General features: G+C 67.0%; 26 protein-coding genes and 2 pseudogenes. 13 read left to right on the top strand and 15 right to left on the bottom strand.

The features are described from left to right. Positions 1-22: 22 nt before the first annotated feature. From KRR38_RS10365 to KRR38_RS10335, 7 genes are all read right to left on the bottom strand, one after another. Positions 23-829 carry an RNA methyltransferase gene (locus KRR38_RS10365; RefSeq protein WP_217401173.1) on the bottom strand — a complete coding sequence of 269 codons (807 nt, stop codon included), beginning with the start codon at positions 827-829 and terminating at the stop codon, positions 23-25. Positions 830-860: 31 nt separating this feature from the next. Continuing rightward, a complete protein-coding gene (locus KRR38_RS10360) occupies positions 861-1,139 on the bottom strand; it encodes an HPr family phosphocarrier protein (RefSeq protein ID WP_217401171.1) in 279 nt (92 codons plus the stop codon). A gap of 43 nt (positions 1,140-1,182) precedes the next feature. Beyond that, a complete protein-coding gene (locus KRR38_RS10355; RefSeq protein WP_217401169.1) occupies positions 1,183-1,587 on the bottom strand; it encodes a PTS sugar transporter subunit IIA in 405 nt (134 codons plus the stop codon). A 55-nt stretch (positions 1,588-1,642) separates the two neighbouring features. Continuing rightward, positions 1,643-2,596, bottom strand: coding sequence for an RNase adapter RapZ (rapZ, locus tag KRR38_RS10350; RefSeq protein WP_217401167.1), 954 nt, complete (start codon positions 2,594-2,596; stop codon positions 1,643-1,645). A 92-nt stretch (positions 2,597-2,688) separates the two neighbouring features. Next, the gene (locus KRR38_RS10345) at positions 2,689-3,105 is read right to left on the bottom strand and encodes an HPr kinase/phosphorylase (protein ID WP_217401165.1); all 417 of its coding nucleotides are present in this window, start codon (positions 3,103-3,105) and stop codon (positions 2,689-2,691) included. Beyond that, positions 3,106-4,665, bottom strand: coding sequence for an ATP-binding protein (locus tag KRR38_RS10340; RefSeq protein WP_217401163.1), 1,560 nt, complete (start codon positions 4,663-4,665; stop codon positions 3,106-3,108). A 29-nt stretch (positions 4,666-4,694) separates the two neighbouring features. Next, on the bottom strand, positions 4,695-5,393 hold the full coding sequence (locus KRR38_RS10335) for a response regulator transcription factor (RefSeq protein WP_217407203.1): 699 nt from the start codon (positions 5,391-5,393) through the stop codon (positions 4,695-4,697). 335 nt (positions 5,394-5,728) lie between these two features. On the opposite strand from KRR38_RS10335, the gene KRR38_RS10330 reads away from it, so the two are divergent. The 5 genes from KRR38_RS10330 (at position 5,729) to KRR38_RS10310 (ending at position 9,169) form a co-directional block, all read left to right on the top strand. Then, a complete protein-coding gene (locus KRR38_RS10330; RefSeq protein ID WP_217401161.1) occupies positions 5,729-7,333 on the top strand; it encodes a phosphoenolpyruvate carboxykinase in 1,605 nt (534 codons plus the stop codon). 107 nt (positions 7,334-7,440) lie between these two features. Continuing rightward, positions 7,441-7,824 carry a hypothetical protein gene (locus KRR38_RS10325; protein WP_217407202.1) on the top strand — a complete coding sequence of 128 codons (384 nt, stop codon included), beginning with the start codon at positions 7,441-7,443 and terminating at the stop codon, positions 7,822-7,824. Between the two features lie 89 nt (positions 7,825-7,913). Continuing rightward, on the top strand, positions 7,914-8,273 hold the full coding sequence (locus KRR38_RS10320; protein WP_217401159.1) for a hypothetical protein: 360 nt from the start codon (positions 7,914-7,916) through the stop codon (positions 8,271-8,273). Positions 8,274-8,456: 183 nt separating this feature from the next. After that, complete coding sequence (locus KRR38_RS10315) at positions 8,457-8,969, top strand: DUF937 domain-containing protein (RefSeq protein ID WP_217401157.1); 513 nt, start codon at positions 8,457-8,459, stop codon at positions 8,967-8,969. After that, positions 8,969-9,169 carry a hypothetical protein gene (locus KRR38_RS10310; RefSeq protein WP_217401155.1) on the top strand — a complete coding sequence of 67 codons (201 nt, stop codon included), beginning with the start codon at positions 8,969-8,971 and terminating at the stop codon, positions 9,167-9,169. Before KRR38_RS10315 ends, KRR38_RS10310 begins: the two co-directional genes overlap by 1 nt. Before the next feature lie 39 nt (positions 9,170-9,208). Here KRR38_RS10310 and KRR38_RS10305 read toward each other — a convergent pair whose 3' ends face one another. Then, positions 9,209-9,865, bottom strand: a complete 657-nt coding sequence (locus KRR38_RS10305) for an alpha/beta hydrolase (RefSeq protein ID WP_217401153.1) — start codon at positions 9,863-9,865, stop codon at positions 9,209-9,211. A gap of 128 nt (positions 9,866-9,993) precedes the next feature. Here KRR38_RS10305 and KRR38_RS10300 point away from each other — a divergent pair, with 128 nt between their 5' ends. From KRR38_RS10300 to parC, 4 genes and pseudogenes are all read left to right on the top strand, one after another. After that, positions 9,994-11,046, top strand: a complete 1,053-nt coding sequence (locus tag KRR38_RS10300) for a cysteine desulfurase family protein (protein ID WP_217401151.1) — start codon at positions 9,994-9,996, stop codon at positions 11,044-11,046. Then, entirely contained in the window at positions 11,043-12,122 is a 1,080-nt protein-coding gene (locus KRR38_RS10295) for a cysteine desulfurase family protein (RefSeq protein WP_217401149.1), read from the top strand. The genes KRR38_RS10300 and KRR38_RS10295 overlap by 4 nt, the downstream gene beginning before the upstream one ends. 1 nt (position 12,123) lies before the next feature. Further along, a complete protein-coding gene (locus KRR38_RS10290; protein ID WP_217401147.1) occupies positions 12,124-12,456 on the top strand; it encodes a 2Fe-2S iron-sulfur cluster-binding protein in 333 nt (110 codons plus the stop codon). A 70-nt stretch (positions 12,457-12,526) separates the two neighbouring features. Then, positions 12,527-14,810, top strand: a pseudogene (gene parC, locus KRR38_RS10285) (DNA topoisomerase IV subunit A). 120 nt (positions 14,811-14,930) lie between these two features. On the opposite strand, the gene KRR38_RS10280 reads toward parC, so the two are convergent. The 6 genes from KRR38_RS10280 to KRR38_RS10255 form a co-directional block, all read right to left on the bottom strand. Further along, the gene (locus tag KRR38_RS10280) at positions 14,931-15,581 is read right to left on the bottom strand and encodes a TIGR02281 family clan AA aspartic protease (protein ID WP_217401145.1); all 651 of its coding nucleotides are present in this window, start codon (positions 15,579-15,581) and stop codon (positions 14,931-14,933) included. A 43-nt stretch (positions 15,582-15,624) separates the two neighbouring features. Then, a complete protein-coding gene (locus KRR38_RS10275; protein WP_217401143.1) occupies positions 15,625-16,791 on the bottom strand; it encodes a CCA tRNA nucleotidyltransferase in 1,167 nt (388 codons plus the stop codon). After that, on the bottom strand, positions 16,784-17,380 hold the full coding sequence (locus KRR38_RS10270; RefSeq protein ID WP_217401141.1) for a CoA pyrophosphatase: 597 nt from the start codon (positions 17,378-17,380) through the stop codon (positions 16,784-16,786). The genes KRR38_RS10275 and KRR38_RS10270 overlap by 8 nt, the downstream gene beginning before the upstream one ends. Continuing rightward, entirely contained in the window at positions 17,377-17,922 is a 546-nt protein-coding gene (locus tag KRR38_RS10265; protein WP_217401139.1) for a DUF1285 domain-containing protein, read from the bottom strand. Before KRR38_RS10265 ends, KRR38_RS10270 begins: the two co-directional genes overlap by 4 nt. Positions 17,923-17,944: 22 nt before the next feature. After that, complete coding sequence (locus KRR38_RS10260; RefSeq protein WP_217401137.1) at positions 17,945-18,454, bottom strand: GNAT family N-acetyltransferase; 510 nt, start codon at positions 18,452-18,454, stop codon at positions 17,945-17,947. 61 nt (positions 18,455-18,515) lie between these two features. Then, on the bottom strand, positions 18,516-19,676 hold the full coding sequence (locus KRR38_RS10255) for a PQQ-dependent sugar dehydrogenase (RefSeq protein ID WP_217401134.1): 1,161 nt from the start codon (positions 19,674-19,676) through the stop codon (positions 18,516-18,518). Between KRR38_RS10255 and KRR38_RS10250 the strand changes: the two are divergent. From KRR38_RS10250 to folP, 4 genes and pseudogenes are all read left to right on the top strand, one after another. Beyond that, positions 19,675-20,300 (top strand): annotated as a pseudogene (locus KRR38_RS10250) (ribonuclease HII). The gene KRR38_RS10255 and the pseudogene KRR38_RS10250 overlap by 2 nt on opposite strands. Continuing rightward, positions 20,297-21,208, top strand: a complete 912-nt coding sequence (locus KRR38_RS10245) for an oxidoreductase (protein ID WP_217401132.1) — start codon at positions 20,297-20,299, stop codon at positions 21,206-21,208. The pseudogene KRR38_RS10250 and the gene KRR38_RS10245 overlap by 4 nt, the downstream one beginning before the upstream one ends. Before the next feature lie 255 nt (positions 21,209-21,463). Further along, entirely contained in the window at positions 21,464-22,603 is a 1,140-nt protein-coding gene (locus tag KRR38_RS10240) for a site-specific DNA-methyltransferase (RefSeq protein ID WP_217401130.1), read from the top strand. 1 nt (position 22,604) lies between these two features. Continuing rightward, positions 22,605-23,690, top strand: a complete 1,086-nt coding sequence (gene folP, locus KRR38_RS10235) for a dihydropteroate synthase (RefSeq protein WP_217401128.1) — start codon at positions 22,605-22,607, stop codon at positions 23,688-23,690. Positions 23,691-23,702: 12 nt separating this feature from the next. On the opposite strand, the gene KRR38_RS10230 is transcribed toward folP, so the two are convergent. Next, positions 23,703-24,470, bottom strand: a complete 768-nt coding sequence (locus tag KRR38_RS10230) for an SDR family NAD(P)-dependent oxidoreductase (protein ID WP_217401126.1) — start codon at positions 24,468-24,470, stop codon at positions 23,703-23,705. Position 24,471: the final 1 nt, after the last annotated feature.

The raw sequence follows: 24,471 nt of genomic DNA, 5'->3' as shown, positions 1-24,471 counted from the left end.
CGATAGCGCGATGCGAGCGGTTTTACGGTTTCCACCGCAGGTGCGCCAGCGCCTCGTAGGCGAGCACCGCACCCGCAACCGCGGCATTGAGACTGTCGGCGCGGCCGAGCATGGGCATCGTCACGCGCAGATCGCAGGCGTCCTCGTACTCGGCGGGCAGCCCGCGCGATTCGTTGCCCACCATGAGGAAGCAGGGACTCGCATAAGGCGCGGTGCGGTAGTCGGTGGAATCGCGGAGCGAGGCGGCGACGAGTTGGCCGTCCCCGGCGCGCAGCCAGCCGATGAAGTCCTCCCAGCGAGCCTGGGCAATGCTCTGGGTGAATACCGCCCCCATCGAAGCGCGCACCGCTTCGACCGAGAAGGGATCGGCGCAGTCGTCGATCAGGATCAGCCCGCCCGCGCCCACAGCATCGCCGGTGCGCAGCATCGTGCCGAGATTGCCCGGATCGCGCAGCGCCTGGGCGACCAGCCAGATCGGTGCCTTGCTGCGGTCGAGGTTCTCCAGGCCCGTGTCGAATTCGGCGAAGACACCGGCGACGGCCTGCGGGTTGTCCTTGCCGGTGACCTTGGTGAGGATTTCCTCGTCCATCTCCAGCACTTCGCCGCCTGCGGCGGTGACGTCGGCGATCAGCGCATCGAGCAGCGGGTGGGCTTCGCGCTTCGTCGCCATGGCCAGCATTTCGGGCAGCCTGCCGCTCTCACGCGCGTCGGTCAGCAATCGCAGCCCCTCGGCGAGGAAGCGCTTCTCCTGCTTGCGGTGCTTCTTCTCGCGCAGCGATCGGAGGAATTTTACCGTCGGGTTGGAAAAGCCGGTGATGGTGCGGTGCATGGGGTGGGCCTAGGCGCGAGGTGGCCCTGGATCAATCCTCGCCGAAGCCGTCCTTGACCAGCCCGGCGAGCTTGAGCAGCGCCGCTTCGGCGCCTTCGCCCGAGACGGCGATGTCGATCGCGTCGCCCTTGGCGGCGCCGAGCATCATAAGGCCGAGGATAGACCCACCTGCGGCTTCGGTGCCGTCTTTGCTGACGCGCACGTCGAGGCCGTCGGGCAACAGCGAGACCATGTTGACGAACTTGGCGCTCGCCCGGGCGTGCAGGCCGCGCTGGTTGATGATCTGGATAGTTTCCTTGACCGCGATCATGCGTGCTCCCTCATGCATGCTGCTCCCAGGTGCCAGTCGCCTGTTATGCGTGCTGGCCCAGATATTCCGACGCCATGGTGATGTAGTTGCGCCCCGCATCGCGTGCGGCGATCGCGGCGTCGCGCACCGACATGCATTCGCGCGCCTTGGCCAGGCGGATCAGCATCGGCAGGTTGATGCCCGCGATCACTTCGACGCGGCCGGCCTGCATCAGCGAGATGGCGAGGTTCGACGGGGTCCCGCCGAACAGGTCGGTCAGGATGATGGCGCCTTCGCCGCTGTCGACCTGCTTGATCGCCGCGGCAATCTCGCGCCGGCGGCGTTCCATGTCGTCGTTGGGGCCGATGCAGACGGTTGCCACGGCCTCCTGACGGCCGACGACATGTTGCATCGCATTCACAAACTCCTCGGCAAGATTGCCGTGGGTGACGAGAATCATCCCGATCATGCTGAATTAGCGCTCCGAAGCCCCTGCGAAACCGCCTGGAATGCGTTGTATTTTCTCACGATGCCGTCGCCCCTTCGAGAAGGTCGGCCGCCCGTGAACCCAGGTTGCGGTGCAGCAATGTGGGGGAAAAACCCGCGTCGCGCAAGGCCGTGGCGATTTGCTCGGCAACGAAGACCGAACGGTGCCGCCCGCCGGTGCAGCCGAAGGCGATATGGACATAGGCCTTGCCCTGCGCCTCGTAGCGCGGAAGCAGGAACAGGATGAGGTCGCGGATGCGCGTGTAAGCCTCGGGGAAGGCGGGATCCTGGCGGATATGCTCGCCTACCGCCGCGTCCTGTCCGGTCAGCGGCCGCAGCTTGTCGTCCCAGTGCGGATTGTCGAGGAAGCGCATGTCGAACACCAGGTCGGCGACCGGCGGCATGCCGCGCGAGAAGCCGAAGCTCGAGACCGTCAGCGTCAAGGCGCGGGTGGCGCGGGGCTGGAAACGCTCGCGAATCACCTGCTGCAGCTCGTTGACCGCATAGGGCGTGGTGTCGATCACGCTGTCGGCCCAGCGCCGCAGCGGTTCGAGGAGCTCGCGCTCGGCCGCGATGCCCGATGCCACCGGCATGTCGGCGGCGAGCGGATGGCGGCGGCGTGTCTCGTTGTAGCGCCGTTCGAGCTCGCGCCCCGAGCAGTCGAGGAACAGTGTCGTAACCTCGAGGTCGTGGCGCTTGGTGAGTTTTTTCACCCGCTCGATGATGTCGTGCGGATTGAACCCGCGCGTGCGCGTGTCGAAACCGATCGCGAGCGGTGGACGCTGATCGGAGATGGCAGGCGTAGTGGTGTCGATCAGCCGTTCGAGCAAGCGGATCGGAAAGTTGTCGAGCGCCTCCCAGCCGAGGTCTTCGAGCACGCGCAGCACGGTCGTCTTGCCCGCGCCGAGGAGACCGGTGACCAGCAGGAGGCGCTGACGCGGTTGGCCCCGAAGGGCGTCGCTATTGCCGCTATCGTCGGACTCGCTGGTCATCGATTGGTAATCTGTGCTCGTCACCGCAGAAAGGGAAGGGGAAAGGCGGGACTGTACCGCGCTGAGACTTAACCGCAGGTGAGCCTGCGACCTCAGACAAGTCCGTAGCGCTCCAGCGCAAGCTCGGCCTTGAGATGCTGAACCTGGCTATCGGGCGTCAGGCGCAGCAGCGGTAGTTCGATACCGGCCCGTGTGGTGCTTTCGGGGCTTTCGATAAAACGGGGCGCGTCGGGGTCGAGGACGAGTACCAGCGCGACCGGTGCCTCGTCGCAAACCGGGAAGGTCAGCAGGCCGAGCCCTCGCACTTCGAGCAGGCCGCGCGTGTTGGGATGGGGCAGCGCGACCAGGCGCTCGCCGCGCGGTTCGAGCAGCACGCCGTCGTCGCCAACCAGCACGGCGCCGCGGTCGATCAGCGCCAGCGCCAGGCTCGACTTGCCGCAGCCCGGAGCGCCTTCGATCAGCATCGCGCGCGCACCGATCACAACGCAGGTCGCCTGGTGCGCGTCCATCTAGACAGTCTCCCAGGCGGGCAGATCGATCATCAGGCGTGCGCCGGGCTGGCCATCGCTGCGGTTCTCGGCCGAGAGCGTGCCGTAATGCGCCTCGACGATGGTCCGCGCAATGGCGAGGCCGAGGCCGCTGTGACTACCGAAGTCCTCGCCGGCCGGGCGCAGCGAGTGGAACCGCTCGAACACCTTCTCGCGCGCGTCTTCGGCGATGCCGGGGCCGTGGTCGGAGACGGCGATGCCGACGTGCTCGTCGTCGCAGAGGATGTCGACCTCGATCGTGCCGGGATCGGGCGAGAACGACACGGCGTTGTCGAACAGGTTCTCGAGCACGCGTTCGAGCCGCGCGGCGTCGCCGGGGACGTAGCAGGTGCCTGCGCCGCGGTGCGTCACCTCGATCCGGGTCGCGCCGTTGACCCCGCGGCTGTCGCGGGCCGAGACCAGCGCCAGGACCAGCTTCACCATGTCGACCGGCTCGAAGGTCGTGCGGCTGAGCTCGGCATCGATGCGGCTGGCGTCAGCGATCTCGGTGACCAGGCGGTCGATCCGCTTGACGTCGTGGCTGGCAATGTCGAGCAGTTGGCGGCGCAGGTCGGGGTCGGTGACGCGCTCGGTCGATTCGAGCGCGCTGCGCAGGCTCGCCAGCGGATTCTTGATCTCGTGCGCGACGTCGGCGGCGAAGCTTTCCACTGCATCGATGCGCTGGCGCAGCGCCGCGCTCATGTCGGAGATGGCGCGCGCGAGCATGCCGATCTCGTCGCGGCGCTCGGGCAGGCGCGGCACCACCACCTCGCGGTCGCGGCCCAGCCGGACGCGGATCGCCGCGCGCACCAGCAGCCGCAGCGGCTGGATGATCGTGCGCGCGAGGAACAGCGACAGCAGGATCGACACGATCAGCGCGGTGCCGACGACGATCGCCAGAGTCTGGCGCGCGTCGCGGATGTTCTGGGTGATGTCGGTGGCGTTGCGCATGGTCAACAGCACGTCGCCCTTCTCGCCCACGGGCGCGGCGGCGGTGATGACCGGAGTGCGGTCGGGCGCGCGCCACTGGCGCATCACCGTGACCTTGCCGGCGCGCGCTTCGCCGACTTCGCTCCAGGCGCTGCCGTCGCCCTCCTCGGATTCCCGGTAGTCGGGGATCGGCGGCGCCCCGACCAGGATGTCGACACCGCGGTCGATGGCCCGCGCGGTCTCCATGTACCAGGGTTGCTTGCCCGGATCGGCGAAAGTGAAGGCGGGGCCGACCAGCGCAAAGCTGTCGGCCACGAGCACGTTCTTGCGGTCATAGAGCCGCAGCCGCAGCTTCTGCTCGGCGCCGATCCGCATGAGCAACGCCTTGCGCTTGGTCCGGTTGAGCCCGCCCAGCGCCTCGGCGGTGATCTGCACTTCGGCCCGCGCAAGGCCGAAGCGTTCGGCGATCAGCCGGTTGCGGTAGGAATCGAGGTAGAACAGGCTGCCCGCGAGCAGGACCAGCGCGATGACGTTGACCGCGAGGATTCGGGTCGTCAGCGAGACCCGGCGCGACCAGAACAGCCGTTCGGCCGAGGCCTCGCTGTCAGGCATCTGTGTGCCCGACCGTCTTCAACGGGCCGTCAGCCATCGGTAAAGGAGTAACCGGCGCCGTAGAGCGTATCGATCGCGCCAAACTCCGAATCGACCCCGCGGAACTTGCGCCGCAGCCGCTTGATGTGGCTGTCGATCGTGCGGTCGTCGACGAAGATGTCGTCGCTGTAAGCCGCGTCCATCAGCTGGTTGCGGCTCTTGACCACGCCCGGGCGCATGGCGAGCGATTCGAGGATGAGGAATTCGGTGACGGTCAGCGACACCGGCTTGCCGTCCCAGGTCACGCTGTGGCGCGCGGGATCGATCGTCAGGCGGCCGCGATGGATCGGTTCGGGCAGGCCTTCGGGGGCCGGCTCGTCGGGCGCGGCGCGGACCAGCTCGGTGCGGCGCAGGATCGCGCGGATGCGCGCGACCAGCAGCCGCTGGCTGAACGGCTTGGTGATATAGTCGTCGGCGCCCATGGCGAGGCCCAGCGCCTCGTCGGGCTCCTCGTCCTTCGAGGTCAGGAAGATCACCGGCAGCGAACTGCGCTCGCGCAGCCGCTGCAGCAGCTCGAGCCCGTCCAGCCGCGGCATCTTGATGTCGAAGATGGCGAGGTCGGGCGGATTCTCCAGCAGCGCCTTCAGCGCGGTCTCGCCATCGGCATAGACCCGCGTGGCGAATCCCTCCGACTGCAGGAAGATCGAAACGGTGGTGAGGATGTTGCGGTCGTCGTCCACCAGCGCGATGCATTGCTGCGCACCATGGGGCGCAGCATTGGGATCGGCAGTGCCGGTTGCGGCTGGCGGATCGGAATCGGGCGGCTCGGCCGTGGTCACTTTCGCGCGGATCCTCAGAATGCCCGGGGAAATGTGGGCAAAGCGGGAGTTAGCCCTTCGCGCCGCGGCTGACAACTTGGCGCAAATTGCGCCTTGCAGACAGCAAGGTTATTCTATCTGTCGCGAATGCCGGCTAATTTGACGGGAAGAGGCGCGTCGACTATGCGCGCTGCGATTCTTGCAACCCATTCGCGACACGCCGGTTTGACGTCCGGCGACCGGGATCGCACTTACGGGAGACGACGTTGACCACGCCTTCGCTTAGCTACGCACTCGATCGCCAGGGCATTACCACCAAGGCGAATATCTTCGCCAATCTCGGTACTGCCCCGCTGGTCGAACACGCCGTTCGTAACGGCGAAGGTAGCCTTGCCGCCGACGGTCCGCTGGTCGTCGCCACGGGCAAGCACACCGGCCGCTCGGCCAAGGACAAGTTCATCGTCCGCGACGCCGAGACAGAGAACGCCGTGTGGTGGGGCAAGACCAACGTCCCGATGACGCCCGAGCACTTCGCCAACCTCAAGGAAGACTTCCTCAAGGCGCTGGGCGACAAGGACCAGCTCTACGTCGCCGACCTGTTCGGCGGCTCGCAGCCGGAAAACCGCGTCAACGTGCGCGTGATCAACGAATTCGCCTGGCACAACCTGTTCATCCGCACGCTGCTGGTACGTCCGACCGAGGCCGACCTCGCTGGCTTCGTCCCCGAATACACGATCATCGACCTGCCCAGCTTCCGCGCCGATCCTGCGCGCCACGGCAGCCGCACTGAGACCGTGATCGCGGTCAACTTCACCGAGAAACTGATTCTCATCGGCGGCACGTCCTATGCCGGGGAGATGAAGAAGAGCGTCTTCGGTATTCTGAATTATCTGCTGCCCGTGAAGGGCGTCATGCCGATGCACTGCTCGGCCAACATCGGCCCCGATGGCGACACCGCGGTGTTCTTCGGCCTGTCGGGCACCGGCAAGACCACGCTTTCGGCCGATGCCAGCCGCACGCTGATCGGTGACGACGAGCACGGCTGGTCGGACACCGCCGTGTTCAACTTCGAGGGCGGCTGCTACGCCAAGATGATCCGCCTCTCGGCCGAAGCCGAGCCCGAGATCTTCGCGACGACCAAGCGTTTCGGCACGGTGCTGGAGAACGTGGTGATGGATCCGGTCACTCGCCAGCTCGACTTCGATGACGCCTCGCTCGCCGAGAACAGCCGCGGCTCCTACCCGATCGACTTCATCCCGAACACCTCGGAGAAGAACCTCGGTCCGGTACCGCAGAACATCATCTTCCTGACGGCCGACGCTTACGGCGTGCTGCCGCCGATCGCGCGTCTGACGCCCGACCAGGCGATGTACCACTTCCTCTCGGGCTACACCGCCCGCGTTGCCGGTACCGAGATCGGCGTGACCGAGCCCGAGGCGACCTTCTCGACCTGCTTCGGCGCGCCCTTCATGCCGCGCCACCCCTCGATCTACGGCAACCTGCTCAAGGAGCGGATCGCCAAGGGCGGGGTCAAGTGCTGGCTGGTCAACACCGGCTGGTCAGGCGGCAAGGCGACGATGCCGGGCATCAAGCGCATGCCGATCAAGGCCACCCGCGCGCTGCTCAACGCCGCGCTCGACGGCAGCCTGAACAATGCCGAGTTCCGCGAAGACCCGAATTTCGGCTTCGAGGTTCCCGTGGCCGTCCCGGGCGTCGACAGCAAGCTGCTCGACCCGCGTGGCGCCTGGGCCGATCCGGCCGAGTACGACAAGACCGCGCAGGACCTCGTCCGCAAGTTCATCGAGAACTTTGCCGAGTTCGAAGCCCATGTCGACGAGGGCGTCCGCAAGGCGGCTCCCGTCGCGGCCTGATTGATCCGGAAAACTCCGGGTCGTTCCAGTCCCGGAGTTTTCCAGTGACCGACCACACGATCCGACTGTTCGCCGATGCCGCCGAGATCCGGCGCGTCGGCGAAGCTATGCTGGCCTGCGCCTTGCCCAAGCAAGGCTGGACGCACGAGGCACATCTCTCGACCTGCCTCTGGCTGATCATCGAACGCCCCGACGTGTTTCCTGAACGCGATTTGCCCGGCCTGATCCGCCGCTTCAACGAGAGCGTGGGCGGACAGAACACCGACACGGCGGGCTATCACGAGACGATCACGCAACTCTACATTCGCGGCGTGCGCGCCTTCCTGGCGATGTGCGAGGGCGATGACCTTCTCGCGCTGGTGAACGGCCTGCTCAAGAGCCCGATGGCGCCCCGTGACTGGCCGCTACGCTTCTACTCGCGCGAACGGCTGTTCTCTGTCGAAGCGCGGCGCGGCTGGATCGAACCGGAAATCGCCGCCAGCCTGCTCTAGCGCCCTGGCTTCCGCGGCGGGCGGCCACAAGGCGCTTGCGCTCACTGCCGGAGAGCGCATCATCGCGCTTCCCCAATGGAGTCGTGCCCATGAGCATTTTGGACAGCATCTTCAGCCAGTTCGGCCAGAACGTCGACGTCGGCAACATGGCCGAGAAGCTCGGTCTCGATAAGTCGGTCGCCGAGAAGGCGATCGCTGCGCTCGGCCAGTCGCACCAGGAAGCCGGCGATACGATCGAAGGCGCCGCGGCCAAGACCGGCCTCGATACCGGCATTCTCAGCCAGATCGTCGAGCATATCGGCGGCGAGGGCTCGCTTGGCGAATTCGCGAATATCCTCAAGGACAATCCGCAGGCCTCAGGTCTGCTCGGCATGCTCGACCGCGACGGCGACGGCAATCCGCTCAACGACATCACCGGCATGGCCAAGGGGCTGTTCGGCAAGAGCTGAGCGCCGCGCGTTCGCAGACGTATCGACCGGCGATGGGCTGGGCACTCGTCCGCAGGCGGGTTCCGCCCCTTCTGGTCGACCGTTAAATTTTTATGTGGTGTCCACTATCCAACGGGACGCCTGTTCAGTTAGACATTCGGAAAGGTCGCAAGAATAATCAGTGCCTGGCAAGGAGGGCACCCAATGGATTGGCTGACCACGCTGCGTCGCAGCGGGGGTATCAATGCGCTATCGCGCCAGATTGGCGCCAGCCCGGCCGAAGTGGCGGCGGGGGCCGAAGCGCTTTTGCCGGCCTTGCTGGGTGGCCTGCGCCGTGTCGCCGATCGTTCGGGCCGCGGCGACGAGGGGGTTCGGGCGCTTGTCGATGAATTGACCACCCTAGGCGGCGGCCAGTTGGCCGCCGATGTCATGGGACCCGGGCCGCTCGAGACCGATCCCGGTAATGCAATCCTCGATCTCGCCATAGGCCCCGACGTCGCGCGCCGCGCTGTGCTGATAGAGGCGGAACGCAACGCGGGGCTCGACCAGGCGCTGGGCGAGCGCGTGCTGCCGGGGCTGGCGATGCTGGTCGGCGGCTATATCACCGCGCGCGCTGGCGGTAGCGGCGCGGAAGGCAGCGGCGGGCTCGACGGCTTGGGCATGCTGCTCAATACCCTGACCCCTGACGAGAACGACGCCGACGCGGACCGTATCTGATGGCGTCGCTGGCTCTGTCGTTGCTGGTGTTGACCACGCTCGCGCTGATTGTGGGCGCCTTCTGGCTGTGGCGCAGGGGCGGTTCGCGGAAGCAGGTCACGCTGATGCTGGTGCTGGCCGTTGTCATGGCGGTCAACGTCGCGATCTGGACGCTGCCGGGCCAGAGCGGGCAGTCGCTGGTGAGTGCGGCCAAGGAGTAGGCCAGCGCCCCGCGATGCGCGGGAGCGCCGAACCTCAGATCACTTGATCGGGCAATCCGGCGAGAGGCGCATGTCGAGATAGTTGTCGACCGAGCGCATCATCTCGTCGAGCTCGTTCTCGAAGAAGTGGTTGGCGCGCGGGATCTCGTCGTGGTGGATCGTGATGTGCTTTTGCGTGCGCAGCTTGTCGACGAGCTTCTGCACGGCGTTCGGCGTCACCACCGTGTCGGATACGCCCTGGACGATGATGCCCGAAGCGGGGCAGGGCGCCAGGAAGCTGAAGTCGTACATGTTCGCCGGCGGCGCGACCGAGATGAAGCCCCGGATTTCGGGGCGGCGCATCAGCAGCTGCATGCCGATCAGCGCGCCGAACGAGTAGCCGGCGATCCAGGTGGTCGAGGCCTCGGGGTGGATCGACTGCACCCAGTCGAGCGCGGCCGCGGCGTCGGACAGTTCACCGATGCCGTTGTCGAAGCTGCCCTGGCTGCGGCCGACGCCGCGGAAGTTGAAGCGGAGTGTGGCGAAGCCGCGGTTGACGAAGGTCTTGTACATCGCCTGGGTGATGCGGTCGTTCATCGTCCCGCCCGCCTGCGGATGCGGGTGGAGGATCATGGCGACGGGCGCCCGCGGGCGCGGCCCCGGCTGGAAACGGCCTTCGAGGCGGCCTTCGGGTCCGGGGAAGATGACTGCTGGCATGGGCGACTGGCTCTGCTTGAGCCCATCCGCGGCGCCCGCGTCTTGCGAGGCCGCCGGGCCGGATAGGGCTGGGATTGGAAAGAGAGCGCTATATAGAAAGGGTTGCAGCGAAAGCAATGATTACGAAAATGCCGGCAGAACGCATCTATCTCGACCACGCCGCGACCACGCCGCTGCTCCCCACGGCGCGCGAGGCGATGCTCGCCGGATTCGCCGAATGGGCTAATCCCTCGAGCCCGCACGCCGAGGGCCGGCGGGCGCGGGCGGCGCTCGAGGATGCGCGGGCGCGGATCGCCAAGGCCTTGGGCTGGACGGGCGAAGTGATCTTCACTTCGGGTGCCAGCGAGGCGCTGGCACTGGCCATCAGCCGCTGCCGTCTGCCGCTCGCCTCGGTTTCCTCGGTCGAGCATGAAGCGGTCCTGCGCCATGCCGAAAGCGCGGTGCGGCTAGCGGTCGATTCCGGCGGGCTGGTCGATCCGTCCACGGCGGCGCTCGGCGGGCTGGTCACGGTGCAGCAGGTGAACAACGAGACCGGCGTGATCCAGCCCCTCGACGAGATCGCGGCGGTGGTCCGCGCGGCGGGTGGATTGTTGCTTGCCGATTGCGCGCAGGGCGTAAGCAAGATCGCTCTGCCCGATGCCGACCTGATCGCGCTTTCCGCGCACAAGTTCGGCGGACCGATCGGGGTGGGCGCGCTGCTCGTCCGTGACTGGGCCATGCTGCGCCCGACCGGCGGACAGGAGCGCGGCTACCGCGCCGGCACCGAAAACCTGCCTGGAGTGCTGGCAATGGCCGCCGCGCTTGGGGAAAGCAGCGATTGGCTCGCCACTGCGGCGCGACTGCGGCAGCAATTGGAGCTGTCGATTCTGGCCGCCGGCGGTGAGGTGGTGGCCGGGGAGTCGCCGCGAGTCCCGACGATCGGCGCCTATCGCATGCCCGGCAAGTCCGCCGCCGCTCAACTCATCCGCTTCGACGGCATGGGCATTGCCGTTTCGGCCGGGAGCGCGTGTTCGTCGGGCTCGCTGCGCACCAGCCATGTGCTTGGGGCGATGGCTTTGGATGATAAGGTTACCTCTGAAGTCATTCGTGTAAGCATCGGCAAGGAAACGACAGGGGAAGAGATCGAGCGCTTCGCAGCGGCTTGGTCCGAAGTCGCCGGCAAGGCGAGCGCAGCAGGATGATCTACCTCGATTACCAGGCCACCACGCCGCTCGCTCCCGAGGCACGCGAGGCCATGTTGCCTTGGTTGTCGGGACCCGAGGCAATGGGCTTCGCGAACCCGCACAGCCCGCACCGTCCCGGCCGCACTGCCGCCGCGGCGATCGATCTCGCGCGCGAACAGGTTGCAACGCTGCTGCCGACTGGCGGGCAGGTGGTCTTCACCGGCAGCGCAACAGAGGCATTGAACCTCGCTATCCTTGGTAGAAGACCATCACAGATCGCTGTTTCTACGATAGAACATGCGGCCGTTCTCGACGCTGCAGCCGCCAGTGGCGCGGGGGTTCGGATGATCGAGGTGGGAAGCGATGGCCTTGTCCCAAAGGATACGACCATTCCCGCCGGCACCGATCTCGTCGCGGTAATGCAGGTCAACAACGAGATAGGCACGATCCAGCCCGTCGCAGAACTCGCCCGCGCAGCGCACGATGCCGGCGCGCTGTTCCTCTGTGACGCGGTCCAGGGTGCGGGCAAGCTCGCGCCGTCCGAGGGGGCCGACCTGATCGCGCTGTCGGCGCACAAGCTCTGTGGCCCCAAGGGCATCGGCGCACTGTGGATCCGCGACGGGGTCGAACTGGCGCCGCTAATTCACGGTGGCGGGCAGGAAGGCGGGCTGCGCTCGGGCACTTTGAGTCCAGCGCTCTGCGCCGGCTTCGGCGCGGCCGCGGTACTTGCCAAGGCGCGAATGGAAGAGGACGCCGCGCATGTCGCCGAACTGTGGAAGTCGGCGCGCAGAATCTTCGCCGGGTGGCAACTGAACGGCAACGAGGCGTCGCGTTGGTTGGGCAATCTCAACCTGCGTCTGGACGGCCTCGACGTCGCCCGGCTGATGTCGGACCTGCGTGACCTGGCCTTTTCGGCGGGCTCGGCCTGCGCCAGCGGCTCGGGGCGGCCGAGTCACGTCCTGCGCGCGATCGGGCTCACCGACAGGCAAGCGAAAAGCTCTATTCGTATCGGATTCGGACGTTATACCCGGCCCGGGGATTTGGAGGATGCCTGCGCACGGATCGTCGCCGCAGCGGCGGCGCAGGGAGTTTGACGTGGTCCGAGTAACGTTCATCAGTGCCGATGGCGCGCGCCTTGAAGTCGACGCGGCAGAAGGCACGCGGCTGCTCGAGGTCGGCCAGGGCGCGGGCATGCCGCTCGAAGGCACCTGCGAAGGGCAGATGGCCTGCTCGACCTGCCACGTCGTCGTCGCGCCTGACTGGTTCGCCAAGCTGAAGCCCGCCTCGGCCGACGAGGAGGACATGCTCGACCTCGCCGCCGGCGTCACCCGCACCAGCCGGCTGTCCTGCCAGATCGCTCTCACGCCGGCGCTCGACGGGATCGAGGTCCATATCCCCGGCGAATCGCGCGATATGCAGCTGCGCTAGGCGAACAGCGGCGGAAAACCCCGCCTTGGCTGTTCCGCCCGCTCGCCCGCATTGCTAGGGCCGTTGCTTCATGGTCAGCACAACCGAACCCGATCCTTTCGACGCGATCGTCGATGCGCCTTTCGACAGCGCGCTTAGCGAGCGCTACCTCGTCTATGCGCTGTCGACGATCACCGCGCGTTCGCTGCCCGATCTGCGCGACGGGCTGAAGCCGGTCCACCGCCGCCTGCTCTGGGCGATGCGCGGTCTCAAGCTCGATCCGACCAGCGCCTACAAGAAGTCGGCGCGCGTTGTCGGCGACGTCATCGGCAAATACCACCCGCACGGCGATGCCTCGGTCTACGATGCGATGGTCCGCCTCGCGCAGGACTTCTCACTGCGCTACCCGCTGGTCGAAGGGCAGGGGAACTTCGGCAATATCGACGGCGATAACGCCGCCGCCTACCGCTACACCGAAGCGCGGCTGACGCGCACGGCGATCCAGCTCATGGCCGGGCTCGACGAGGGCACGGTCGAATTCCACCCGACCTACAACGGCGAGGAGGAAGAGCCCGAGATATTCCCCGGCCTGTTCCCCAACCTGCTCGCCAACGGCTCGACCGGCATCGCCGTGGGCATGGCGACCTCGGTGCCCAGCCACAACGTCGCCGAGATCATCGACGCGACCCTGCTGCTGATCGACAATCCAAACACCGAACATGCCGAACTCATGCAGGTGTTCCACGGCCCCGATTTCGCCACGGGCGGGGTCATCGTCGACAGCCCGGCGATGATCTCGCACGCCTACGAGACCGGCAAGGGCGCTTTCCGTGTGCGCGCGCGGTTTCACGCAGCCGAGGCGGAAAAGGCCGAGGACCGCGAAGCCGGGATCGAGCGGCTCGGCAACGGCATGTGGCAGTTGGTGGTCTCCGAGATCCCCTACATGGTCCAGAAGGGCAAGCTGATCGAGCAGATCGCCAGCCTGATAGCCGACAAGAAGCTGCCGATTCTCGAGGACATCCGCGACGAGAGCGACGAATCGATCCGCCTCGTCCTGGTTCCGAAGAACCGCAACGTAGATCCTGATCTGCTTAAGGAATCTCTCTACCGGCTTTCCGAGCTTGAGTCGCGGTTCAGCCTCAATCTCAACGTGCTCGACGCGCACCGGACGCCGGGCGTGCTCGGGCTCAAGGACCTGCTCAAGGAGTGGGTCATCAGCCAGATCGACATCCTGCTGCGGCGCAGCCAGCACCGGCTGGACAAGATCGCGGCGCGGCTCGAACTGGTCGAAGGCTATATCATCGCCTTCCTCAACCTCGACCGCGTCATCGAGATCATCCGCACCGAGGACGAGCCCAAGGTGTTGATGATGGCCGAGTTCGCCCTGACCGACCGCCAGGCCGAAGCGATCCTCAACATGCGGCTGCGCAGCTTGCGCAAGCTCGAGGAAATGGAGCTCCGCAAGGAGCACGCCGACCTGCTCAAGGAGCAGGGGGGAACTGCAGGAGCTGCTCGACAGCCCGGCCAAGCAGCGCACGCGATTGAAGCGTGATCTCAAATCGTTGCGCAAGGAATATGCCGAGGATACTCAACTCGGTCGCCGCCGCACGACGATCGCCGAGGCGGCGCCGACGCGCGAGTTCAACATGGACGCGATGATCGAGAAGGAGCCGGTGACGGTGATCCTCTCGGCCAAGGCCTGGATCCGCGGTGCCAAGGGCCACGTCCCGCTGGATGGCGACTTCAAGTTCAAGGAAGGCGACGGCCCGGCCTACGCGTTCCATTGCCAGACCACCGACAAGCTGCTGATCGCGATCGACAACGGCCGGTTCTACACGCTCGGGGCCGACAAGCTGCCTGGAGCGCGCGGATTCGGCGAGCCGATCCGGACGATGATCGACATCGACGCCGATGCGCAGATCGTCGCCTGCATCGTCTACAAGCCCAAGGGCCAGCTGCTGCTCGCCTCGAACACCGGCCGCGGCTTTGCAGCCGAGGCTGACGAACTGCTGGCTGAGACGCGCAAGGGCCGCGGCGTGATGAACACCAAGCCCGGCGTCAAGCTGGTGCTGGTGCGCGAGATCGCGCCCGAGCACGATCACGTCGCCGTGGTCGGCGACAACCGCAAGCTGCTGATCTTCAACCTCGAGGAACTGCCGCTGCTGGCCAAGGGGCAGGGCGTGACCTTGCAGCGCTACCGCGACGGCGGCCTGTCCGACGCGACGACGCTGAAGCTGGAGGATGGCCTCAGCTGGAAGATGGGCGGCGATACCGGCCGCGTGCGCACCGAACCCGACATGCGCATGTGGAAGGTCGCGCGCGGCGCCTCGGGTCGCCTGCCGCCACAGGGTTTCCCAAGGGATAACAAGTTCTAATCGCCGTAACTTGATCCATCGCCCCTGCAAAGGCAGGGGGCCCAGATGAGCTAGCCACTTGGCGCAACGCAGTGTGTCACGCACCGTCATCTGGACCCCTGCCTGCGCAGGGGGAGACGGTCAGGAAGGATCTGTGTTGTTCTGCGGGTGGTTCGGCACCAGCACGAGCGTCCGCCCTTCTACCCGCCAGCTTGCCAACCGCGAGAGCAGGTTCATGCCGATGACGTTGGTCTCGCCGAGACCCGGCGCGATCACCGCGTCGAGATCGCGCGCGACGACGTTGCCGAAGCGCAGTTCGTCGATCCGCGCGAGCTCAGCGGTAACTGTGCCGTTGGCGGTGCGCATCAGGACTGACTGGCGCAGTTCCTGTTGCTCCACCTGCGCCGCCTCGGCGGTGCCTTCCGATAGTGCGGTGATCGTCGCGCCGGTATCGACGAGGAAGCGGCGTTTCTGGCCGTTGACGCTGGCCTGGAGCCAGAAATGGCCGTCGTTGCTCATCTCGATCCGCGTCTCGCCGCCGGTGACGCGCTGTTCGGGCAGGCCGATCTGCGGCAGCGCGAGGTCGTGCCCGCTGGTCAGGCGGGCGACCTGGACGATCGTCAGCAGCAGCGCCGCGACCAGCGAGAGGTTGCCGAGGCCCTGGATCAGCCGGCCGAGGCGGGGCGTCACGCGCTTGATCATGCCGCCGAGCGTGACGGCGAAGATCGCGCCGCATGCGAGCGCCAGCAACGGCTGCTGGGCAAGGAATTCGAGGGTATCGCGGAGGCTCATCGGCCCAGCCTAGCGGCGTCCAGCTTGCTGGCCGCTGAGCGGGTCACTGGTGCAGCGCCTCGTCGAGCAGCTCCTGCACGCGCTCGGGGCCGGGGAAACCCTCGTGGACCCAGTGCGCCTCGATCATCAGCAGGATCCGTGCGACCTCGGGCCCGGCGGTGACCCCGCGCGCGACGATGGCGCCCCCCTTGAGCGGAAAGACCGGGATTTCCCAGCCGACCAGCGGCGCGATCTCGCCGCCTTCGAGCAGCAGCCAGTCCACCGCTTCCTGATAGCCGAGGTGGTAGGCGAGGGCATGGGCGTCCTTGGGGCCGCTGACGCGCTCGGCGGCCTGGACCAGCCGCTTCTTCTGCGCGCCCGATAGGCGGAAGCGCGCGGCGACCTCTGCGGCAAAGGACGGTTCGGGCGGCAGCAGCGCGGCGAGGTGCCGGATCGGATCGGGCGCGGCGCCCTGGCGCTGTTCCTCGGCGGCCAGCCGGGCGAGCGCTTCGATATCGGCCTTGGGCAGGATGACGTCGAGCACGCCGAGTTCCTTCATCCGCGCAATGGTCGGGGCGGGGTCGGGCAGGCTCAGCAGGTTGAGGAATTCCATGCCGATCCGCTCGCGCGATAAGCCCTTGAGCGTCGCGGCCAATTCGGCGCAGGCGCTTTCGGACTCGGCATTGGCGGGCTCCGAGCCGAACCGCGCCTGGAAGCGGAAATAGCGCAGGATGCGCAGATGGTCCTCGCGGATGCGCTGGCGCGCGTCGCCGATGAAGCGCACGCGCCGCGCCGCGAGGTCGGCGAGGCCGCCGAAATAGTCGAAGATCTCGCCCGTAGCCGGATCGGCATAGAGCGCGTTGATCGTGAAATCGCGCCGGGCTGCGTCCTCGCGCCAATCCTCGGCGAAGGCCACCGTGGCGCGGCGGCCGTCGGTGCTGACGTCATGACGCAAGGTCGTGATCTCGACCGGGCCGCCGTGGAGCACCGCGGTGACCGTGCCGTGATCGATCCCGGTGGGCACGGCGCGGATGCCAGCGGCATTCAGCTTCTCCATGACCACTTCAGGCAGCAAGGTCGTCGCAAGGTCGATATCCTTGACCGCAAGCCCCAGCAGCGTGTCGCGCACTGCGCCGCCGACATAGCGCGCATTGCCGGTGCCCAGCGCCGCGATCAGCTCGGCAAGCTCGGCGCGCTGCGTCCATTCGGCTTCGGGCAGGCGCTCAGCCATGCCAGCGCAGCCGGCGCGAGAGGTTGACGATGATTGCCGCGGTGATCCCCCAGGTCTGGTGCCCCTGCCAGTTGATCTCGTAATAGGCGCGCATCGCACCTTCCCATTCGACCCACTGCTGCTTGTGGTTGGCCGGATCGAGCAGGAAGCTCGCCGGCGCCTCGAACCACTGCGCGACTTCGGTGGGATTGGGATTGATCTCGATGTCTGCGGGCACGACGCCGATCACCGGCGTGATCTCGAAGCCCGAATGGGTGTGGTAGACGTCGCCCGAGCCGATCACGCGCACGTTGCGCTGATGGATGCCGAGTTCTTCCCAGGTCTCGCGCAGCGCGGCCTCGATCGGCGTTTCGCCGGGATCGATAGAGCCACCGGGAAAAGCGATCTGGCCCGGATGCGAGCGCATGGTGGAAGGGCGGTGGAGCAGGAGGATGCCCGGCCCCTCGGCGCGCTCGGTGAAGGCTATAAGCACCGCGGCGCTGCGAAACTCGGTTATGCCCTCGAGCCGCTGGTCGGTGAACAGCGCGGGCGGTTCGCTGTCCTGGCCTTCGCGATAGAGTTGCGAAACCCGGTCGAACACCGTGCTCATGCGGGCACCAGTGAGAATGTCATGTCCTGGCTCGTAACGGAAAGATCGCCTCTTTCAAGCGCAATATCAACCAGTTGGGTATAGGTACTGCGATTGAGTCGAGCTTCGGCGCCCTGTCGCACGCCGAGGTAGATTGCCGGCACGTCAGGATCGCCCGCCACCCGGATAGGGTGTTCGGCGCCGGCGATGACGAGGTCGTCGGTGTTGAGTCGGAATGCCAGCGCGTCGCCATCCTGCTTGACGTCGATCGCGATGAAGGCGGCGTCCTCGACTTCGATCGAGAGCTTTTCCTGCGGCGTCACCAGCCAGTGCTGCCCGGCCTCGTCACGCAGCAGCAGCGAGGCGAAAGCGCGGACCATCGCCGGGCGGGTGATCTCGCCGCCGTCGTGATACCAGCGCCCGTCGGCGGCGATACGCATCAGGCTGTCGCCGCTGCGCTCGGGGCTCCACTGGTCGACCGGGGGTAGCTTGCGCGCCGCGACCAGCTCGGCGATTTCGGCGAGCGACAGGCCGGCAAGCTGGGGGGGCGGCTCGTAGGGCATCGGCATGCCCTGCCAGATCGGGTCAGCTACGCCAAGGCCCGAGCATGCCTTGCTTGGGGAGGACCGCAGGGTTGTCGCAGCGGACCAGCAGGCGACGCTGTTCGAAGGGGCCGGGAAGGTCCCAGCCGGTGCTGTGTTCGTTGGTGAAGCCCCAGAAGCGGCCGTAATATTCGGGATCGCCGATCATCACCTGCGGCAGCGGTGCCTCGGGGCTCAGCGCGCCGAGGCTCGCCACCATCAGCGCCTTGCCGAAGCCGCGGCCCTGGTGCTCGGGCAGGACGGCGACTGGGCCTACCATGACCAGCGGATGGCGGCGGCCACTCGGATCGGTCAGGGCCACGGGCCAGCACTGGATCGTGCCCGCCAGCAGGTCGTTCTCGTCGAGAGCGGCGAAGCTCAGCCCGGGTAGCCAGTCAGTCCCCTCGCGCACCTTGTATGCGGTGCGCTTGTGGCGTTCGGGCTCGAAGGCGCGGTCGAGCAACTGCTCGATCAGCGCGGAGTCGACCTCGGGAAGGGGAATGATATTGGCCATGGGCGCCGCGCCGATAGGGTCGCGCGCCCGGCTTGTCGACCGAATTTACGCTGTCGTCATGCTACTTTCGGACGGGCGCCAGACGCAGCAGGTGTCCGGCGCCGTTTTCCTTGCCGTCTTCGAGCAGCCAGATCGAGCCGTCCTCGCGCTCGACGATCTCGCGGATGCGGTGCGTCATCTGGTAGCGCGCGACTTCGCGGGCCTTGTCGCCATCTATGGAGACGCGGACGATGGCGGCGGGCTGCATCGCCGCGATGATCGCCTGGCCGCGCCATGCCGGGAACTGGTTGCCGCGATAGAAGATGAAATCGCCCGGTGCGATCACGGGGTTCCAGCTAATTGCGGGCTGGGCGAGGTCGGGCTGCGTCGAATTGCGCGGGATCGGCGTGCCGTCGTAATTGTCGCCGTCCGACACCAGCGGCCAGCCGTAATTGTGCCCGGGCTCGACGAGATTGAGCTTGTCGCCGCCCTTGGGGCCGTGCTCCAGGTCCCATAGCCGCCCGCTGGCGTCGAACTTGAGGCCGAGCACGTTGCGGTGGCCGTAGGTCCAGATCTGCGCAGTGACGGGGCCAGCTTTCGTGTCGCCCGAGAACGGATTGCCCGGCGCCGGCTTGCCGTCGAGCGTGAGACGCAGGATCTTGCCGAGATTGGTGTCGAGCGCCTGGGCGGGGGCGAACTTCTGCCGTTCGCCCGAGGACAGGAACAGGTACTTGCCGTCGGGCGAGAAGGCGATGCGGTGCGAATAGTGGCCGGCGCCGGTCACCTTGGGCTCCTGACGCCAGATCACCTGCAGCCCTTCGAGCTTCGGCGCGCCGTCGAGCACCAGTTTCGCGCGGCCGAGCGCCGCGCCGCGGGTGTCGCCTTGTCCAGCCTCGGCCCAGGTCAGATAGACCAAGCCGCTGGTCGCGAAGTCCGGCGCCAAGGCGACGTCGCCGAGCCCGCCCTGGCCCTGATAGGCGACGGGGGGCACGCCATCGACCTCGCGCACCTCGCCGCCTTCCTGCCACAGCTTGAGCCGGCCCTTGCGCTCGGTGATCAGCGCCAGCGGCGTGCCCGGGAGGAAGGCCATGGCCCAGGGCTCTTCGAACTCGGCGATGCTGGCCACGGTGAAGTCGCCGTTGGCTCGCGCAGCGGCCGGCTTATCCCCCGAAGCCGCCGCACCGCAGCTTGCGAGCGCCAGCATGACGGGGGATATCGCGGTGACCACCGATGAGAGTCGCATGCCCGCAATAACGCATAGAATCCGCGTTGGTACCACTGGTCTGGTGATCGGCGTCGACGAGGCCGGGCGCGGGCCGCTGGCCGGGCCGGTCGTTGCCGGCGCCGTGCTGCTGTGCAAGCCGCGGCCGAGCGGGCTCGACGATTCCAAGAAGCTCAGCCGTGAGCGGCGGGCCGAGCTGGAGAGCGTGATCAAGCGGCGCTGCCGCTGGGCCGTGGGCGTGGTCGAGGTCGACGAGATCGACCGGCTCAACATCTTCGGTGCGACCATGGCGGCGATGACCCTGGCGGTCGAGGCGCTGTGTCGCGAGTTGGGGAGGACCCCGCCGAGGTGCTGATCGACGGAAACCTGACGCCGGCCGGTCGCAATTCCGGCTGGCGCTGGCGAGCGCGGCCGATCGTCGGCGGCGACGCCATCGAGCCGTGCATTTCCGCCGCCTCGATCATCGCCAAGGAACACCGCGACCGGCTGATGCGCGATCTCGCGGGGCAGCATCCGCACTATGGCTGGGACCGCAATGCCGGCTATGGCACGCCCGAGCACCTGGCCGCGTTGCGCCTCCACGGCCCGACCCCGCACCACCGCCGCAGCTTCGCGCCGGTCGCGCAGTTGGAGATGTCGCTGTGAGCGGGTTCACCGCCGCTGACGTTCCCGACCAGTCGGGCAAGACCTTCATCGTCACCGGCGCGAATACCGGCATCGGCTTCGAAGCCGCGAAAGTGCTGGCGGAGAAGGGCGCGCGGGTGCTGCTCGGCTGCCGTGACGAGGGCAAGGCGCTGGCCGCGATGTCGGCAATCCGCGAGACGGCGCCGAACGCCAACCTCGCCTTCCTGCCGCTCGACCAGGCAGACCTCGCTTCGGTGCGCCGCGCCGCCGAGCTGGCTGCACAGGAGCCGCGCCTCGACGTGCTGCTCAACAACGCCGGCGTCATGTTCCCGCCGCTGACCCGGACGAAACAAGGCTTCGAGCTGCAGTTCGGGGTCAACCACCTCGGCACTTTCGCGCTGACGTCGCTCCTGCTTCCCAAGCTCGCTGAGACCGCTGGATCGCGCGTGGTCGTCACCGCCAGCCTCGCGCACAACCGCGGCAACATCCAGTGGGACGATCTCGACGCGGAAAGGGGCTACAACCGCACGCAGCGCTATTCGGACAGCAAGCTCGCCAATATGCTCCATTTCGCCGAGCTCGACCGGCGGTTGCGCGCGGCGGGATCGCCGGTGACTGCGATCGGCTGCCATCCCGGCGTCGCCGCGACCGAGTTGATGCGCCATGCCGGCCCGTTCCGCGTGTTCACGCCGCTGTTCGGCATGCTGCTCAACACTGCCGCCCAGGGCGCCTGGCCGGCGCTCGAGGCGGCCACCGCGGCCGATGCCGAGCCGGGCGGCTACTACGGTCCGCAAAGCATGGGCGAGATGCGCGGCGCTTCGGGCAAGGCCAGGCGGACCAAGGCCGCGAGCGATCCCGAACTCGCGCGCCGGCTCTGGGACGTGTCGGTGGCCAAGACGGGCATCGATCCGGGGCTGCCTCCCGCCTGAACGGCTGGTCGCTCGTCGAAAACGGTCTGCCGGAAAATATTTTTTTCGCCGCCGAGTCCGTCCCGCCACACCCACTAGATATCGAGTCCCCGTTGCCGGTCGGGACTCAACATGCTGTGCCGGGCTTGCTCCGTTCTCCCCTTCGTTGACGTGGTGTTAACCATGGTAACCTAGGATTCCCGAGGAGTCGCAGCTTGACGCGGACTCCGCGAGGACTCACCCTAGGATGCAATTACGGGGGTTTTGGCGAGCATCATGGTGCAAGTGGCGGTAAAGGAACGGGTGCGCGCGCGCGCCGCGGACAGGGCTGCGAGCGAGCAGATTCTGCCGCTGGGGCAGATCCTTTCGGGCGACTGCATCGAGGCGATGCGCAGCTTGCCGTCGGCTTCGGTCGACATGGTCTTCGCTGATCCGCCCTACAATCTCCAACTCGGCGGCGATCTCAATCGCCCCGACGGCAGCCATGTCGACGCGGTCACCAACGACTGGGACAAGTTCGACAGCTTCGCTACTTACGACCGCTTCACCCGCGAATGGCTGGCCGAGGCGCGCCGCGTGCTCAAGCCGAACGGCTCGCTCTGGGTGATCGGCTCGTACCACAACATCTTCCGCGTCGGTGCGATCCTGCAGGACCTGGGCTTCTGGATCCTCAACGACATCGTCTGGCGCAAGGCCAACCCGATGCCCAATTTCAAGGGTACGCGCTTCACGAATGCCCACGAGACATTGATCTGGGCGGGCATGGGCGAGAAGGCGAAGTACACCTTCAATTATCGCACTATGAAGACCTTGAATGACGAACTTCAGATGCGTTCTGACTGGGTCCTGCCGATCTGCAGCGGCCCCGAAAGGCTCAAGCGGGATGGGGCCAAGGCGCACCCGACGCAGAAGCCCGAAGCGTTGCTCTACCGCGTGATGCTGGCGACCACCAACAAGGGCGACGTTGTGCTCGACCCGTTCTTCGGGACCGGGACGACCGGCGCCGTTGCCAAGCGCCTCGGCCGCCACTGGATCGGCTGCGAGCGCGAGGAGGGCTACCGCGAGGTCGCCATGGAACGTATCGAACTGGCGCTGCCGCTCGACGAGAGCGCGCTGACCACGATGCAGAGCGCCAAGGCCGCACCCAAGGTCGCCTTCGGCACTTTGATCGAGACCGGCTGGATCGCGCCGGGCGCGGTTCTGACCGATAAGAAGGGCAGAATGCAGGCCTCGGTACGCACCGATGGTTCGCTTGCCTGTGCGACCGGGGAGACGGGCTCGATTCACGGCCTCGGCGCCAAGCTCCAGGGTGCGCCGTCGTGCAACGGCTGGACGTTCTGGCATATCGAGCACGAGGGCCAGGTGAAGCCGATTGACGCCGTGCGGCAGCTCTACCTGCTCGCGACCGAACCCTGAGATGACATTCTACCTCCGCCCGATTGCCCTCGCCGAAAGCCCGCAGAGCGAGGAAGGCGAGGCGGTGCGACTGGCCGGCGGCATGGCCTATGCCAGCCGCTTCGCGCTGATAGAGCGGCGGGAGGGTAGGATTGTCTCGCGCGAACGGTTTTCAGTTCGCGAAATCAGAAATTTGCCTGAGGAAGCTCAGGTGCAGTGGGAAGCCTTGAAGCAGACCCCCGCTCCGCTCCAATGCGGCGCGCGGACGATCCGGCTCGATCAGCCGCAAGTCGTGGGCATCCTCAATGTCACGCCCGACAGCTTCTCCGACGGCGGCCAGTTCCTCGACGATCCCCAAGTCGCCAATGCGCATTCGGCGGCGATGCTCGAAGCGGGTGCGGCGATGATCGACGTTGGCGGGGAATCGACGCGGCCCGGCGCGGCGGCGGTCTGGGAAGGCGACGAGATCAAGCGCGTGATCCCTGCGGTCGAGCGGCTCGCCGCCATGGGCGCCGCGATCAGCATCGACACCCGCCGCGCGGCGGTGATGGAAGCTGCGCTTGCTGCGGGTGCGCAGGTCATCAACGACGTCTCGGCGCTGCGCCACGATCCGCGCAGCCTGGAAACGGCCGCCCGCTCGGGTGCGCCCGTCGTGCTGATGCACGCGCCGGGCGAGGGTGAGGATCTGCATTCGGGCGGCGCCTATCAGGATGTCGTGCTCGACGTGTTCGACTGGCTCGCCGCGCGCCGGAATGCCGCCATCGCCGCGGGCGTGGGGCGCGAGAAGATCGTGCTCGATCCGGGCATCGGCTTCGGCAAGTCGATCGCCGACAATCTCGCGCTGCTCAACGCCCTGCCGCTGTTCCATGCGCTCGGCCAGCCCTTGATGGTCGGGGTCAGCCGCAAGCGGATGATCGGCGCGTTGTCGAACGAGGCGCCGGCACACGAGCGGCTCGGCGGCTCGCTGACCTTGGCGCTCAAGGCGCTCGATGCCGGCGTGCAACTGCTGCGCGTCCACGATGTCGCCGAGACAGTCCAGGCCGTGCGCGTCTGGCGCGGTCTTCGTGATGCGGCATTGACCGACTTTGCGCAGTTGCCCCCTCTCTAGAGCCAGGGCAGCCTAGATGCTGTAGCCGCCGTCACTGACCAGCACCTGGCCGGTGATGTTGGCGCATTCGTCGGACAACAGGAAACCGATCTGGCCGGCGATTTCGGTGGCGCTGGTGAAGGCGTGGTCGCCGCCGACCTGGTTGCCCAGCGTCCGCAGCGCGGCTTCGCGGCCGAGATCCGCTTCGAGCGCGCGGAAATGGTCGGTCTTGGTCCAGATCGGCGTATCGACCCGACCGGGCGCGACAGCGTTGATCCGAATGCCGTCGGCCAGGTGCTCGGCCGCGGCGATCTTCGCCAGATGACCGACTCCCGCCTTGCTCACTCCGTAGGCACCAGTGTGGGCGACCGCTTTCTCACCGACGACAGAGCTGGTCAGGACCACGCTCTTGCCGCCCGAGCGCTTCATCGCCCGAAGCGCAGCGCGCAGGCCGAGGAAAGCGCCGTCGAGATTGATCGACATGATCCGCCGCCATTCGGCGAAGTCGAACTCGGCTAGCGGCGCGCCATTGGCTACGCCGGCATTGATCAGCGCATGATCGAGCCGCGTGATGCCGGCTTCGATATCGTCCCATAGCGCGGGATCGCCGACATCGCCGACGTGCCGCCGTACCTGGCAGGTCAGTTCCAGCGCCTCCAGCCCGGCCGCGTCGATATCGACCAGCACCAGCTCGGCGATGCCGCGCACGTCGAGCCAGCGCGCCACTTCGGCGCCGATTCCCGAGGCGGCGCCGGTGATCAGCGCAGTGCGACCGGCGAAGTCCGCCCTGTGATCGCTCATG

It is taken from the genome of Novosphingobium sp. G106, from assembly GCF_019075875.1.
In the GTDB taxonomy this organism is placed as follows: Bacteria; Pseudomonadota; Alphaproteobacteria; order Sphingomonadales; family Sphingomonadaceae; genus Novosphingobium.
Note: the sequence above shows the minus strand (reverse complement) of the source record. Positions and strands in the feature narration are given on the sequence as shown.